The organism is Alcanivorax xiamenensis, from assembly GCF_009846745.1.
Lineage (GTDB): Bacteria > Pseudomonadota > Gammaproteobacteria > Pseudomonadales > Alcanivoracaceae > Alloalcanivorax > Alloalcanivorax xiamenensis.
Genome location: NZ_AQPF01000041.1, coordinates 1 through 13,583 on the forward strand (window position 1 = coordinate 1; position 13,583 = coordinate 13,583).

Sequence of the window (13,583 nt, forward strand, 5' to 3'; positions counted from 1 at the left end):
GGCGTCCGGCGTCACGACTGTGGGACCGCCTTGCCCTCTGGGCTAGAATAACCGGCGACCATTCAGCGAGGATTGTTTTGTGACCCGGGCCAGCGACCTGAAGAAATCCGATGTGATCGAGCATAACGGCGGCCTCTATATGATCCGCCAGATCGAAGTGCAATCCCCTTCCGCCCGTGGCGCCGCCACCCTCTATCGGGTCCGCGCCACCGCCGTTGGCGGCGGTTCCAAGTTCGAGGAACGGTTCAAGGGCGACGATGACGTGCCCACCGTGGACCTGCAACGCCGTCCGGTGCGGTTCTCCTATGTGGACGGTGCCGAGCATATCTTCATGGACGAGGAAGATTTCACCCAATACCCCCTGCGGTCCGAGGACATAGAGGACGAACTGGCGTTCGTTACCGAGGATACCGGCGGGTTGCTGGCATTACGGGTCGGCGATTCGGTGATTGGCCTGGAGTTGCCGCAGGCGGTGGAACTGACCATTCAGGAAACGGCTCCGGCGATGAAAGCCGCTTCCGCCAGTGCCCGCACCAAACCCGCCACCCTGGAAACCGGCCTGGTGATCCAGGTGCCGGAGTACATCCAGGAAGGGGAGCGGGTGAAGGTCAACACCCTGGAACGGAAGTTCATGTCCCGCGCATGAGGCGTAAACGGATCGGGCTGTTGACCTGTGCTGTTGTCGTGGCGGTGCTCTCCGGCTGCCAGTTGGGCTATTACGGCCAGGCGATAAAGGGCCACTGGTCGTTGATGTCGAAACGGCAGCCGGTGGCCGAGGCCCTGGCCGATCCGGCCACGCCGCGGCGGGTGCGGGATAATCTGCGGCTGGCGGAAGAGGTACTGGACTTCGCCGCCGACCGGATGGGATTGCCCGCGCGCGGTGTCTATCGCCAGTACGTGGCCCTGGAAAGCCGCGCGGTGGTATGGAATCTCATGGCCGCGCCGGCGTTCTCGCTGACGCCGGAAACCTGGTGTTATCCGTTTGCCGGATGCGTCAGTTATCGCGGCTATTTTGATCGGGAGGCCGCCTTGCGTGCGGCGCGTGATCTCGACGAGCAGGGTTTCGACACCTATGTTGGTGGCGCCGCCGCTTACTCCACGCTGGGTTGGTTCAACGATCCGCTCACCACGCCGATGCTGAATCGCTCCCGCGCCGACATGGTGGACCTGCTGCTGCATGAGCTGGTGCATCGGCGTTTGTATGTGAAAGGGGATACCCGCTTCAACGAGTCCCTGGCCACCATGGTCGCCCGTGAAGGCACCACCCGGTTCATGGCCGGCCACGACCTGACCGTGGATCTGGAGCGTTGGCGTGATGTGGATCGTGCCCGTGCCGCCTTCCTGGCCATGGTGAGCGACACCCGCGCCGCCTTGATCCGGCTGTATGCCAGTGATGTGCCGGAGTGGACCCTGACCGAACGCAAGGACCGGCTGATCGGCGAGTTGCGCCAGCGCTATCAGTCCGAACGCCGTCAGCTCCCCGCCCTGGACTCCTATCAGGGCTTTTTCCAGGGGCCCCTCAATAATGCCCAGCTCAACGGGGTGGGGGATTATTACGGTTTGGTGCCCGCTTTCCAGGCCCTTCTGTTAGGCTGTGGCGGGCATTGGCCGTGCTTCTGGGAGCAAGTGGAGCGTCTCGCCGATGACCAGCAGGCCCGGTGGCATTGGCAGCAGGAGATCCCATGATTGAACTGGTTCGCGTGAATAACGCCGCGCTCGCCGCGCGGCTGGTGCATATGCTGGTGCAGCGCGGTATCCGCGCGGAGCTGCGGCAGGAACAGGACGCCCAGGTGTTGTCCGTGGCGGCGGACCGCTTCCAGGAAGCGCGTGAGCTGTGCCAGGCGTTCCTGGCAAGCCCGGATGACCGGCGCTGGCAGGACGACGCCTGGCGCAGCAACGCCCCCGCCGACGTGCCCCGTCAGGCGCTGTTCAGTGGCGGTTGGTTTCGCAGCCTGGGGTTGGTGACCAAGATCGGACTGGTGCTTTGTATCCTGGTGTATCTGTCACCGTTTTTGCTGGGGGATCGGCTATACGCGGCGCTGATGTTTCCGTCTTCCCTGGGCGGACTGGCCGCGCAGCCGTGGCGTGTGGTCACGCCAATGCTGCTGCATATGTCGCTTCTGCATATTCTGTTCAATCTGCTGTGGTGGTGTGACCTGGGCCGGGTGATCGAGCGGTTCCAGTCCAGCTTTCAGTTGTTGTGGATCACGCTGGTCACCGCCGCCATCAGCAACCTGGCCCAGTTTTACGACACCGGCCCCAATTTCGGTGGTCTGTCCGGTGTGGTGTATGGCCTGCTCGGGTATCTGTGGCTGTACGGCAAGGTCAATCCGGGGGCCGGTTACCAACTGCGCAGGGAAGTGGTGGTGTTGATGCTGGTGTGGCTGGTGATCTGTTATGTGGGCCTTTCTGGTATCGTCGCCAATTCGGCGCACCTGGCCGGGCTGCTCAGCGGCATGGCGATCGGCACCGCGGTGGGGTTCTGGCGCCGCCGGCGGGCGGCGTGAAGATGGTGAACGGATTTTGAGCGTCACGGCCGGTTTCCAACGGTCGTTTGAGTTTTGCCGGTGGCCGCTGCTATAAAGAGTCCCGGAATAGGAGGCGATGACAGCGTGAAACAATGGCGAGCAGTCTGTGCGGTGGTTCTGTTGCTGGTTCTGCAGGGCTGCGCGGTGAATCGGATCGGCGATAATCTCGCCAGGAGCATCGAGGACAACAACGACCTGGTCCTGGTGGGCGAGGGCCTGCCCAGCTATCTGTTGATGGTGGACGGTCTGATCCTGACTTGGCCGGAGCGCGCCAGTCTGTTGCGTGCCGGCGCCGATTTGTACGGTGCCTACGCCGGTTTGACGGTGGAGGATCCGGAACGCGCCGCGACGCTCAATGAAAAGGCCCTGGATTACGCCCTGCGCGCCGCCTGCAACCATCGGAGCGATTACTGCGATCTGCGCAAGACGCCGGTGCCGGAGTTCGAGGCCTTGCTGGCGGAGTCCGACGACGATGATCTGCCCACGCTGTTTACTCTGGGTAGCGCCTGGGCCGGCTATATCCAGACCCACTCCGGCGACTGGAACGCGGTGGCCGAGCTGGCCCGGGTGCGGGCGCTGATGGAGCGGGTGGTGGCGCTGGATGAAGGTTATCAGAACGGTCAGGCGCACATGTACCTGGGGGTGCTCAACAGTTTGCTGCCGGCCTCCCTGGGCGGCCAGCCGGAACAGGCCAAGGCGCATTTCGAGCAGGCGGTGGCGTTGTCCCAAGGGCGGAACTTGCTGGCGCGAGTGTTGTATGCCGAGCACTATGCCCGTCTGGTGTTTGATCGTGAGCTGCATGATGCCCAGCTTCAAAAAGTGCTGGAAGCGGATCCGGAGCAGCCCGGACTGACCTTGCAGAACGTCTACGCACAGCAACAGGCACAACGTTTGCTGGACAGCGCCGACGCGTATTTCTGAGCGGCGTTTTTGAGCCGTATATGTGAGCGATGGAGCGCCCGGCCCCATCGAAGCTGGAGAGGATGATGTTGCGATTCGTGGTGGCCGTCATGGCCCTGTTTCCGGTGCTGGCCCTGGCCACCACCTTCAAGATTTCCACTTTGTATCCGGATGGCACCAGTGTGGTCCGGGCGCTGAAGAAGGCCGGCGCCACCATCGAGGAACGCACCGAGGGGCGGGTGTCCCTGAAGATCTACCCCGGTGGCGTGATGGGGGATGACAGAGCGGTGCAGCGCAAGATCCGTATTGGCCAGTTGCACGGTCAGATGGCCCAGGGGGGCGCCTTCGCCGATGCCTATCCGGATGGCCAGATTCTCAATGTGCCGCTTACCTTCAATGATTACGGTGAAGTGGACGCGGTTCGCGAGGAACTGGACCCGGCGATCCTTCAGGGTCTGGAAGACAATGGCTGGGTCAGCTTCGGTCTGGTGGATGGTGGTTTCGCCTACATCATGTCCACGCAGCCGGTGGCCAGTCTGGAGGATCTGCAGGCGCGCAAACTGTGGCTGCCGGCGGCGGACTCCGCTTCCGCCAAGGCGGCCAAGACCCTGGGGTTGTCGCCCATCGTGCTGAACATCGGTTCGGTGCTGACGTCGTTGCAGACCGGCGCCATCGACAGCTTCGCCGCGCCGCCGGTGGCGGCGCTCACCCTGCAATGGTACGCGCGGGTGAAGTACATCACCGACCTGCCGTTGCTTTACACCTACGGCTTGCTGGCCATTGATAAGCGCTATTTTGATCGTCTCTCCGAGGACGATCAAAAGGTGATGCGCGAAGTTCTGGGCGACGTTTTCACGCAATTGGACGAGGAAGGCCGCGAGCAGAACCGTGAGGCGTTCAAGGCGGTGCGGCAGCAAGGCCTGGAAACCATCACCCCCAGCGACGAACAACGGGCCGAGTGGAAAACCGCCGCCGATAAAGCCACCCAGGGGCTGGTCTCGGATGGCGAGCTGAGCGCCGACATACTGGACCGGCTGCATCGGTTGCTCGACGACTATCGGGGCCGTTGATGCGGCGCCTGCTGTCCTGGCTGCATCGCCTGGAGGATGGTCTGATCGTGGCCATCCTGCTGGGCATGGTGGCACTGGCGGTGATGCAAATCGGGCTGCGAAACATGGCTGGCGTCAGTCTGATCTGGGTGGAACCGCTGCTGCGTAACGCGGTGTTGTGGATCGGTCTGCTCGGCGCCATGATCGCCTCTCGCCGTGACGAGCATATCCGCATCGATCTGCTGGGGCAGTGGCTGCCGAAATCCTTTCAACCCTGGATCACCGGCACGGTGGACCTGTTCACCGCCGCCATCTGTACCCTGGTGGCCTGGTACAGCATCGGTTTCGTGATCGAGGAATATCAGTTTGGCGATACCGCCTTCGCCGGCCTTCCTAGCTGGGTGCCGCAGGTGATCATTCCATTCGGCTTCAGCGTCATGGCGCTGCGCTACGCGGTGCTGTTCGTGCTCGGGCTGGGCGGTCGCCGGCCCTGCATGCGGGAGCCGATGGGATGATCATCGCCGCCATTGTTCTATTGATCGTGTTGGCGTTGATGGGCGCGCCACTGTTCGCCATCCTGCTGGCCGCGGCCGCCATCGGCTTTTTCACTCAGGAGACACCGCTGTCGGTGCTCCACATCGACATTTACCAGCTGTCCGACTCGGTGGTGCTGATGGCGCTGCCGTTGTTCACCTTCGCTGGCTTCCTGCTCAGTGAGTCGCGCACCGCCGATCGTCTGGTTCGCCTCAGCCAGGCGGCGTTCGGCTGGATGCCCGGCGGCATGGCCTTCGTGGCCCTGGTGGCCTGTGCCTTCTTCACCGCGCTTACCGGTGGCTCCGGCGTCACCATCGTGGCGCTGGGCGCGCTGTTGCTGCCGGCGCTGGTCAAGGCCGGTTACCCGCAACGCTTCAGCCTCGGACTGGTGACCTCGTCCGGTAGTCTGGGGTTGCTGCTGGTGCCATCGGTTCCGCTGCTGATCTACGGCATCATTGCTCAGCAATTGTCGCAACAACTGACCATGCCACCGGTGGAAATCGTCGATTTGTATCTGGCCGGCGTCGGGCCGGCCCTGCTGATGGTGGTGCTGCTGTACGGCTATTGTGTGTGGGTCAACCGCGCCGATCCCCTGCCACGGCAGGCCTTCAACGGGCGGGAGCTGGGCCAGGCGTTGTGGGATGCGCGTTGGGAATTGCCGCTGCCGCTGGTGGTGCTCGGTGGTATCTTCTCTGGCTTCCTGGTGGTCAGTGAGGCGGCGGCGGTCACCGTGCTGTATGTGTTGCTGGCGGAGGTGGTGTTGTACCGGGAGATCCCCCTGCGCCGATTGCCGGGGCTGACCCGTGAAGCCATGGTCATGGTGGGGGGGATTCTGCTGATCCTGGCGGTGGCTCAGGCATTCGCCGATTATCTGGTGTACGCCGGCGTGCCGGAGCGGCTGTTCGAATTTATCCAGACCCATGTGCAGAGCAAACTGGCGTTTCTGATTCTGCTCAACATCCTGTTGCTGCTGCTCGGTGCCTTGCTGGATATTTTTGCCGCCCTGGTGATCATGGTGCCGTTGATTCTGCCGGTGGCGCTGCGCTATGGCATCGACCCGGTACATCTGGGGATTATCTTTGTCGCCAACATGCAGATCGGCTACATCACGCCGCCGGTGGGGATGAATCTGTTCATCGCCAGCTACCGGTTCCGCAAATCGATCACCGAGCTGTTCCGGGCCACGTTGCCGTTCATGCTGGTGCTGGTGATCGCGCTGCTGCTGATTACCTATGTGCCGGAATTGAGTCTCTGGCTGGTTCGATAGGGCGAAGTGCCGCCCTCTGGTGTGGAGAGGGCCAGGGCACTGTCGTCGGGCAAATTGCTGACACGCCAACATGCAACACGTTCACACGCTCCATTCGCGGCCAGGGCCGCTCCCACAGCGACCCTGTGGCCTCTTGTGGGAAGCGTGTTTACACGCGAGGGGCTTTAGCGCGCCGGCATGTTGCGTGTTGGCGTGCCAGCGGGGCTGCCCCTCGACCGTGGGCACGCACCGTGATCATCCGTTCTTGTTCTTCACCCATAGTCCGCCGTTTTCCCCTTTTTTCAGTTCGAAGTGGCCGGTCTGGGCGTTCAGCAGTTCACTCAGTTTGCGGAAGCCGTAGAGCCGGGTGTCGAACTCCGGGCGGCGCTGGCTCAGGTTCTGTCCGAGCACGCCCAGGTGGGCCCAGTCGTCTTCTCCGGAGACGTCGTCGATGACCCGGGCAATGAACTTCAGTGGCGGCGTGTTGCCGCTGGTCTTGTCCTTGCCGGCTTTGCCGCTCTTGCTGGCGGTGCCCTCGTCGCCGGCGCGCAGAATTTCCGTGTAGATGAATTTATCGCAGGCCGCCACCAGCGGTTTCGGTGTTTTCTGTTCGCCGAAGCCATAGACGGTGAGGCCGGCTTCCCGCAACCGGGCCGCCAACCGGGTGAAGTCGCTATCGCTGGAAACCAGACAGAACCCATCCAGTTCCCGGGTGTAGAGCAGATCCATGGCATCGATGATCAGTGAACTGTCGGTGGCGTTCTTGCCGGTGGTGTAGGCGAACTGCTGCACCGGCTGAATCGAATGGTCCAGCAGGACTTTCTTCCAGCCGCCCAGGTTGGGCTGGGTCCAATCGCCATAAATGCGCTTGATGGTGGCGGTGCCGTACTTGGCGATCTCCTCGAACAGGCCTTCAACGATGGCGGGCGGCGTATTGTCCGCGTCGATCAGAACGGCCAGTGTGGGTTGCCGGTTGGATTCGGAGAGGGGGGTACTGTCGGCCATGGTGATTCCTTGCTCAGTAGAGTCTCTACCATAACGTGTTCTTGTGGCGTTGAAGGCATAAATTCGGAGGTGGCTACGAAGCCGCTGTGGGAAGAGGCCCGGGCGGCGCTCCGCTTGGCCGCGAATGCCCTGGGCCGTTGGCGATTCGCTTGCCAGCAAGCTTCCCGCAGCGGCTTCGTGGCGGATCCGTGGGAGACCCGCTTGCTGGCGAATATACCGGCTTGGAAGCCCCTTCCGTCGTTACAGACCCGTGCCCATGATTGAAGCGCCGTGGCCCTCTGAACCGCGATGAACCAAAAAAAGGCCGCCAATTGAGAAGGGGGAGGGCGGCCAAAGGGGGATCAGAGTGAGACGAGAGAAGTGTCAGGCTGAATCGGATGTCACAGCTTGGCGGTCAGGCGGGCGACCTTTTCACCCTGGTAGCGGGCCAGATTGAGTTCCTTGGCGCTGGGCTGGCGGCTGCCGTCGGGACCAGCGATGGTGCCCGCGCCATAGGGCGACGCGCCATGCACTTGGCTGATGTCCATCTGCTCCTGGCCAGGATCGGCGTAGCCCAGCGGTACGATGATGAAGCCATGGTGAGCCAGGGTCAGCCAAGTGCTGACGATGGTGGTCTCCTTGCCGCCGGCGGTGCCGGTGGAGGTGAACACGCTGGCGACTTTGCCGGCCAGGGCACCCTGAGCCCAGAGGCCGCCGGTCTGGTCCCAGAAGGTGCGCATCTGACCGCTCATGTTGCCGAAACGGGTGGGCGTGCCGATGATGATGGCGTCGTAGTCCTTGAGTTCCGCCGGGCTGGCCACGGGGGCGGTCTGGTCGGTTTTGCCACCGGCGTTCCTGAACGCCTCCGGATCCATGGTCTCGGCCACTCGCTTGATCTCCACTTCCACGCCGTCGACTTTGGCGGCGCCTTCGGCCACGGCCCGGGCCAGACTTTCGATATGACCGTACATGGAGTAGTAAAGAACCAGAACGCGCTTCATCGGACTCTCCTGTTGAAGATGGGAGAAACCAAGATAGCGTCACCTGATGGGGATAGGGAGCGGACTGGCTGGAACGGATTGATCAGTTTTTCTGATCTGACCGCGGGGACGGCCTTAACGCCTGAATTTCGTGTTCCAAGGCTTCCAGATAAGTTTGCTGCTGCTCCAGCAGTCGTTGTGTGGTCGCCTGCTGGTCGGCCAGGGCTTCCGCCCGCTCATTCAACTCCTGTTGCTCGCGCAACAGAGCATCGCGGGTTTCGTCCCGGGCCGTGTCCGCCGCCGTGGTCAGTGGCGTCCACAGCGGCAGGGTGAGCGAGAAAAGAACGGCAAAACGCATGACGGGAACGGCGGTGACTTGTGGTGCGGGCAGTGTAGCAGATCCCTCCGATCCAGCGAGCAGGCCTTACTTGATCAGGCCGTTGAAAGCCTGGCTCATCTGTTGCCGCAGTTCCTCGCAGGCGGATTTTTGCTCGGTCTTGGACATGGCGTCCCAGCGCTCATCGGTTTTCTTCTTGCCGGCGTTAAAGGCGGTGTCGAATTCCTCGGCGGTGAGGCCCATTTGGGTCATCTGTTGTTTCTGTTTGGCCTTCATCTCCGCCAGTTGATCCTTGGTGTAACCACCGCACACCTCGGCGGCGGCGTGCATGCTGCCGCTGAAGCTGGCCACCTGATTACCCATCTGGGCCATGTTGGGAGCCCCCCCGGAAGTCTGCGCGTGCAGCGGGCTGAAAGCGGCAATGGTGATGGACGCCGCCAACAGGCGGGTAAAAATGAATTTCGGCATGGTTTTCTCTCCTTGAAATGAAATGGGTCGATGATTCCCGGTCAGACTTATCGTAGTGAACGATGCAGGGCGACAGCGGCCTCGATGACGCGATCGTTGGTGATGACCTTCAACTCTTCCACCTTTTGCAAATACAGACCACCGGCGGCGAAGGAAACGTTGACACGGCCAACCACAACTTGGGGTCCGATCATGCCCAATTGGGCGCCGGGATCAAGTTTGCCGCCCATGTCGACGACATAACCACCAAGCTCTTCGACACGGGGATCGTCATACACCATGCCGAGGTCACGCAGGGTTTTCTCGTCGGAACTGCCCTGAGGATCCACCGTGATGCTCACCGCCAGACTGCCGCCCTTGACCATTTCGAAAGCGTTATCGCTCTGCGTCCGGGGTGTCAGCCAGGTGCAGTTGACGCCGTAGCGGTCGTCATGTTGATAGCGGCCAAGTTCATCGTCATCGTCGGCGGGCGTCAGACCGCTGACCAGATCTCCAAGGGTGGTGGCCATGTCGCCGCAATCAGGGATGCGCCCATAGGAGGGGAGCGTCGCCGTGGCAGCACCGGCATCGCCGCTGGATTCGTCATCGCCACACCCAGTCAAAACAAACGCGGCAAATAAGAAAAGGAAAGTGGAGTGGAAAAGCCGGTCCTTGTACCTGTTCATATCCCTGATTCTTTTAAGTTGAGGATGGGCGCTCACGAACAAGGGCATTATCAATGGCCCAGGAGGGGGCCGATACCCCCCAAAGGGGGGGTATCGGGTAGGGCGAGTCAATGTTCCGGTGGGGCGATGGTTTCGCCGTTGGTCGCGCTGGGGGCGCTGAGATCCTCGCCGGGAACCTCGCTCAAGTCGAGTACCATGCGGGTAAACGCCATCATCAGTGCGTGCACGCGCTGGAAATCGGTTTTTTCAACGGTGTCCACTCCCCAGTTGAGCAGGTAGTTGGGGCCGGTGATGTAGTTGGCGTCCGACATTTTGTTGTGGCTATAGAAGTATTGTCCCTCGCCGGGCCAGACCGCTTCATGCTTGCCGGCGTCGGCATCCGGGTTGAGTGGGGCGGAGATAATCACCGGGCCGGCGTCGGCGGCTTCGGAGGCCCGGTAGGCGGCGTCCGCCAGGCTCGGGATTCGCGGGGCGAAAAAGCAGGCAAGTTCATCCAGACCGGTGGGCTGCAGAATGCCGTTGCTGTCGGGCTCCCAGCGCTGAGCACCCAGGTGTTCGACGGTGATGATGGATTTGATGCGGTCCAGCAGGTCATCGTCGGCATGCTGCTGGAGAAAACCTTTAATGCCGACGCCGCCGGCGAAATGGCCGCTGGAGAACATCACCATCACGGTTCTTGGCAAGGCGGATTGTGGCAGGCGCGCCAGATACTGAGCGATGCCGATGATGGCGTCCGGTCCGTTATCCTCCAGGCCGTTGGTACCGTCGGTGTGGCTGTGAATCACGGTGATCTCATCGCTGGCGCCGGGAATCATGGCCACCACATTGTGAGTGGTGGTGTCGGCCACTTTGGCCGGCAATCGAAGTGTCAGCTCGGTGCCGTTGGAGAGCCCCTTCAATTGCGCACCCAGATCCCGGTCCACATAGAGCGCCGGTACCTGGCGGATAATACCGTCGTAAGGGAAGTAGGAACCATGGGCGGTTTCATACGGCATTTGCAGGATACCGATGGCGCCCACCGCTTCGGTGTTGCCGAGCGCGTCCAGGGTCCGGGTCACCGCATCGATGGCCAGGTACGGGCGAGAGTAAAGTTCGTCGGGAGAAAACGAGGACAGCGGGTCCCACACCTGCATGGCATTGTCGAGGAAGAACTGTGTTGGCACGGTGACGTTGGGGACGTCGAACAGCACGATTCTGCCGGCCACGGTGGACGGGTCCACCGGTTGGGTAATATCCACATAGACGGTGGGCGCGGTCACTCCCTGCTCCGGGGTGCTGCCGGAATAAGGTATATAGGACGCAACCGGCAGCGGCTCGCCGTTCAGTGTCAGACGCCAGTCGTCGGTGGACCAGCGCGGGAAGGTCACCGGTTCCAGCGTCACGTCGCGGACACCGGCGCAATCAAGACGCCCGGCCAGTGTCCGGATATAGGCGTCTTCCTCGGGCCCGCCAGTGTCGCGCAGGCCGAGGGCGTCCAGTTCACGGTGCCACTGCTTGAGTTGATTCACGGAGATGAACTGACTGGCATCAAGGTGCCGCGTGCTGTCCGTGCCCAGCGGGTCGCTGGGCCAGCCGTGCCGGGCGGCGCAGCTGGACTCGCTGCCGTGATGGGAAGAACCGCCGCCACAGGCGGCCAGTATCAGGGTGAGACCGGCGAGCACGCCGATACCGGTACCGGCTTTTATAAAAGGGGTGTTACCGAAGCAACGGAAAAGCAATGTCATTGTTGTTCTCCACGACGACGGTGCGCCGCCATTGTTATCGGGATAGCTTATTGGGGGGCATCGGAGTGGGATGCTCAATAGCCGTGCTATTGTCGATGGCACTGGCGGGACCCGATATCCCCCCAAAGGGGGGGAATCCCGTCAAAACGGGGGAATTGGCGGCGCCTGTCAGGCGCGGGTGATCAGACCCAGTTTCAAGGCCCGGGCCACCGCGTCGGTGCGGCGCTTGGCGCCAAGACGCTGCATGATACGGCGCACGTGATCCTTCACCGTGTGGGGGCTACGGCAGATATATTCGGCGATTTCGCCATTGGAGTGGCCGGCGGCCAGGAGATTGAGGATCTTCAGATCCTGTTCACCAAGCCCGTGGCGGGCGGCGCTGAGCCGGCTGAGGGTGTCTTCCACCTCGCCGAACACGGTACCGGACGGCTCGCCCTGATCCTCGTCCCCGTACAGTAATTCCGTGAGCCGGGAATACAGTGCGGCGGCGATGCGGGTGCGTTCGTCCAATAACGCCATGCGGCGGGATTTTTCCTGTACCTGCGCCTGTAACGCCTTCAACTCGCTGATGTCTCTGGCGATACCCTGACGGCCAACCACCTGACCGTCCCGTATCAGACTGGCGGCGCGCACTTCCAAATGCACCTTGCCGCCGTCACGGTGGAGCGCTTCCACCTCGAAAAACGGCGCGATACGGCGGCCCTGGCTGGCCACCGGCGCGGTGGCCGGAGTGAGCAGGACGCCGAAGTGTTGGCCCAGCAACTCGTCCCGGTGGTAACCGAGGACTTCTTCCATGGCGCGATTGCAGAACGTGAAGCGGCCATCCCGATCCAGGGTATAGATGATGTCACCGGCCGCTTGCACCAGGCTTTCGAAATCCGGTTGTGCCGAGGGTGTGGACGTCGGGGCTGAAACCATGCTGCTCTCCTGAGCCGGGGCGGGTGCCTGGCTTTGTTATTTTGCCCGGAGTATAAGCCAGCCCGGCCGGAATCGGCAGGCGTTGGCGGGCGGCCTCCGCGCAGACCCGCTGTCCCTGATGGAGGGCAACAAGGTTTCCTTGAAAAGACCGTCAAAGAGCCCCGCTCAGCAAGGCGGCGAAGACCACCGCCAGGGTGACGAGCCAGAGAATCGCGCCCAGGGCCAGCGGCCGCCATCCGGCCCGGCGCAGTAAATCGAAGTGGGTGCTCAAGCCCAGTGCCGCCATCGCCAGCGCCAGCAAAATGTCGTCCAGCCCGGCCAGCGTGGGGGCCAGGGAATCGGGCACCCAGCCCAGGCCGTTGACCACCAGGGCACCGACGAACCAGAACGCGAAAGCGGGCAGCGCCGGCCGCGCCTTGATGTCACTGTGTGCGATGCGGGTACCGGTGCCCGCGCCGGCGGCGCGGCGCGCACTCATGCCCAGTATCACCAGCACCGGCGCCAGCATCATCACCCGCACCATTTTGACCAGCAGGGCGCTGTCCACCAGCGCCGGCGACATGGCCTGAGCGGCGACGATCACCTGGGCCACTTCCTGGACGCTGGCGCCCACCAGCACGGCGAAGTGGTTCTGATCGGGAAACAATGCCGGCAGGTGGTGGTACAGCAGCGGTAGCAGCAACATGTTCAGCGTGCCGAACACCACCACCGCCGCCACCGCCATGGCGGTATCCCGGTCCCGGGTTCCCAGCACCGGCTCGGCGGCGAGTACCGCGGCGGCGCCGCAGATACCGTTACCGGCACCGATGGAAAGCGCGGCGGCCCGGCTCATGCCCAGCCAGCGCTGCCCCAGCCAGCCGCCGAGTATCAGGCTCACGGCGATCTGTCCGGCGTTCAGGGCAATCACGCCCAGGCCCAGCTCGCTCACGGCGTCCAGGGGGATGCGCAGTCCGTAGACGACGATGGCGATTTTCAGAATGGGGCCCTTGAACAGTGCCAGTGCGGATCCGCCCGCCTCGCGCAGCGGTGCCGGCAGCGGTTGCGCCACCACCAGGCCGAGCAGCATGGCCAGGGCCAGCGCGCCCAGTCCCCAGTGTTGAGCCAGCGGGCTGCGGGCGAGGCCGATTCCAGCCAGGGCGCAGGCCAGGACCAGCAGCGTCATGGGCCCGTGCGGCCGGGGCAGGGAAAGAGAGAGCGTGCGCATTGGTGGTTCCTTTGATCCTTTGGAAAGGTCAAGCCACTATGCCGAA

15 protein-coding genes are annotated in these 13,583 nt (G+C 62.7%); 7 read left to right on the forward strand and 8 right to left on the reverse strand.

Features of this window, described 5'->3' with window-relative positions:
- Window positions 1–79: 79 nt before the first annotated feature.
- The 7 genes from efpL to A6D6_RS17515 all read left to right on the forward strand — a co-directional run bounded on the left by efpL (window position 80) and on the right by A6D6_RS17515 (window position 6,278).
- A complete protein-coding gene (efpL, locus tag A6D6_RS17485) occupies window positions 80–646 on the forward strand; it encodes an elongation factor P-like protein EfpL (protein WP_159661419.1) in 567 nt (188 codons plus the stop codon).
- The gene (locus A6D6_RS17490; RefSeq protein WP_236564151.1) at window positions 643–1,686 is read left to right on the forward strand and encodes an aminopeptidase; all 1,044 of its coding nucleotides are present in this window, start codon (window positions 643–645) and stop codon (window positions 1,684–1,686) included. The genes efpL and A6D6_RS17490 overlap by 4 nt, the downstream gene beginning before the upstream one ends.
- The gene (locus tag A6D6_RS17495) at window positions 1,683–2,507 is read left to right on the forward strand and encodes a rhomboid family intramembrane serine protease (protein ID WP_133491337.1); all 825 of its coding nucleotides are present in this window, start codon (window positions 1,683–1,685) and stop codon (window positions 2,505–2,507) included. The genes A6D6_RS17490 and A6D6_RS17495 overlap by 4 nt, the downstream gene beginning before the upstream one ends.
- Before the next feature lie 105 nt (window positions 2,508–2,612).
- Window positions 2,613–3,449, forward strand: a complete 837-nt coding sequence (locus tag A6D6_RS17500; RefSeq protein WP_159661420.1) for a TRAP transporter TatT component family protein — start codon at window positions 2,613–2,615, stop codon at window positions 3,447–3,449.
- Between the two features lie 62 nt (window positions 3,450–3,511).
- Window positions 3,512–4,498: a TRAP transporter substrate-binding protein gene (locus A6D6_RS17505; protein ID WP_236564152.1), complete on the forward strand. Its 987-nt coding sequence runs from the start codon at window positions 3,512–3,514 to the stop codon at window positions 4,496–4,498.
- Entirely contained in the window at window positions 4,498–4,992 is a 495-nt protein-coding gene (locus tag A6D6_RS17510; protein ID WP_159661421.1) for a TRAP transporter small permease, read from the forward strand. Before A6D6_RS17505 ends, A6D6_RS17510 begins: the two co-directional genes overlap by 1 nt.
- On the forward strand, window positions 4,989–6,278 hold the full coding sequence (locus A6D6_RS17515) for a TRAP transporter large permease (RefSeq protein ID WP_133491334.1): 1,290 nt from the start codon (window positions 4,989–4,991) through the stop codon (window positions 6,276–6,278). The genes A6D6_RS17510 and A6D6_RS17515 overlap by 4 nt, the downstream gene beginning before the upstream one ends.
- Window positions 6,279–6,512: 234 nt before the next feature.
- Here A6D6_RS17515 and A6D6_RS17520 read toward each other — a convergent pair whose 3' ends face one another.
- The 8 genes from A6D6_RS17520 to A6D6_RS17555 form a co-directional block, all read right to left on the reverse strand.
- Window positions 6,513–7,262, reverse strand: a complete 750-nt coding sequence (locus A6D6_RS17520) for an NYN domain-containing protein (RefSeq protein WP_159661422.1) — start codon at window positions 7,260–7,262, stop codon at window positions 6,513–6,515.
- A 380-nt stretch (window positions 7,263–7,642) separates the two neighbouring features.
- Window positions 7,643–8,242, reverse strand: a complete 600-nt coding sequence (wrbA, locus tag A6D6_RS17525; protein WP_133491332.1) for an NAD(P)H:quinone oxidoreductase — start codon at window positions 8,240–8,242, stop codon at window positions 7,643–7,645.
- An 82-nt stretch (window positions 8,243–8,324) separates the two neighbouring features.
- On the reverse strand, window positions 8,325–8,579 hold the full coding sequence (locus A6D6_RS17530) for a hypothetical protein (RefSeq protein ID WP_159661423.1): 255 nt from the start codon (window positions 8,577–8,579) through the stop codon (window positions 8,325–8,327).
- Window positions 8,580–8,645: 66 nt separating this feature from the next.
- Window positions 8,646–9,026 (reverse strand): hypothetical protein, encoded by a 381-nt coding sequence (locus A6D6_RS17535; RefSeq protein ID WP_159661424.1) that lies wholly within the window; start codon window positions 9,024–9,026, stop codon window positions 8,646–8,648.
- Between the two features lie 47 nt (window positions 9,027–9,073).
- Entirely contained in the window at window positions 9,074–9,691 is a 618-nt protein-coding gene (locus A6D6_RS17540) for a lytic murein transglycosylase (protein WP_133491329.1), read from the reverse strand.
- 107 nt (window positions 9,692–9,798) lie between these two features.
- Window positions 9,799–11,415, reverse strand: coding sequence for a zinc-binding metallopeptidase family protein (locus tag A6D6_RS17545; protein ID WP_159661425.1), 1,617 nt, complete (start codon window positions 11,413–11,415; stop codon window positions 9,799–9,801).
- Window positions 11,416–11,583: 168 nt separating this feature from the next.
- Window positions 11,584–12,333 carry a helix-turn-helix transcriptional regulator gene (locus A6D6_RS17550; RefSeq protein ID WP_159661426.1) on the reverse strand — a complete coding sequence of 250 codons (750 nt, stop codon included), beginning with the start codon at window positions 12,331–12,333 and terminating at the stop codon, window positions 11,584–11,586.
- A 151-nt stretch (window positions 12,334–12,484) separates the two neighbouring features.
- Window positions 12,485–13,537 carry a YeiH family protein gene (locus A6D6_RS17555; protein ID WP_133491326.1) on the reverse strand — a complete coding sequence of 351 codons (1,053 nt, stop codon included), beginning with the start codon at window positions 13,535–13,537 and terminating at the stop codon, window positions 12,485–12,487.
- Between the last annotated feature and the right edge of the window lie 46 nt (window positions 13,538–13,583).

Bases quoted from the DNA above. Each gene is read 5' to 3' on its own strand.
- A6D6_RS17515 (WP_133491334.1), top strand. From the start codon at position 4,989: ATGATCATCGCCGCCATTGTTCTATTGATCGTGTTGGCGTTGATGGGC.
- A6D6_RS17540 (WP_133491329.1), bottom strand. From the start codon at position 9,691: ATGAACAGGTACAAGGACCGGCTTTTCCACTCCACTTTCCTTTTCTTA.
- A6D6_RS17505 (WP_236564152.1), top strand. From the start codon at position 3,512: ATGATGTTGCGATTCGTGGTGGCCGTCATGGCCCTGTTTCCGGTGCTG.
- A6D6_RS17550 (WP_159661426.1), bottom strand. From the start codon at position 12,333: ATGGTTTCAGCCCCGACGTCCACACCCTCGGCACAACCGGATTTCGAA.
- wrbA (WP_133491332.1), bottom strand. From the start codon at position 8,242: ATGAAGCGCGTTCTGGTTCTTTACTACTCCATGTACGGTCATATCGAA.
- A6D6_RS17545 (WP_159661425.1), bottom strand. From the start codon at position 11,415: ATGACATTGCTTTTCCGTTGCTTCGGTAACACCCCTTTTATAAAAGCC.
- A6D6_RS17510 (WP_159661421.1), top strand. From the start codon at position 4,498: ATGCGGCGCCTGCTGTCCTGGCTGCATCGCCTGGAGGATGGTCTGATC.
- A6D6_RS17520 (WP_159661422.1), bottom strand. From the start codon at position 7,262: ATGGCCGACAGTACCCCCCTCTCCGAATCCAACCGGCAACCCACACTG.
- A6D6_RS17535 (WP_159661424.1), bottom strand. From the start codon at position 9,026: ATGCCGAAATTCATTTTTACCCGCCTGTTGGCGGCGTCCATCACCATT.
- A6D6_RS17555 (WP_133491326.1), bottom strand. From the start codon at position 13,537: ATGCGCACGCTCTCTCTTTCCCTGCCCCGGCCGCACGGGCCCATGACG.
- A6D6_RS17490 (WP_236564151.1), top strand. From the start codon at position 643: ATGAGGCGTAAACGGATCGGGCTGTTGACCTGTGCTGTTGTCGTGGCG.
- A6D6_RS17495 (WP_133491337.1), top strand. From the start codon at position 1,683: ATGATTGAACTGGTTCGCGTGAATAACGCCGCGCTCGCCGCGCGGCTG.
- A6D6_RS17530 (WP_159661423.1), bottom strand. From the start codon at position 8,579: ATGCGTTTTGCCGTTCTTTTCTCGCTCACCCTGCCGCTGTGGACGCCA.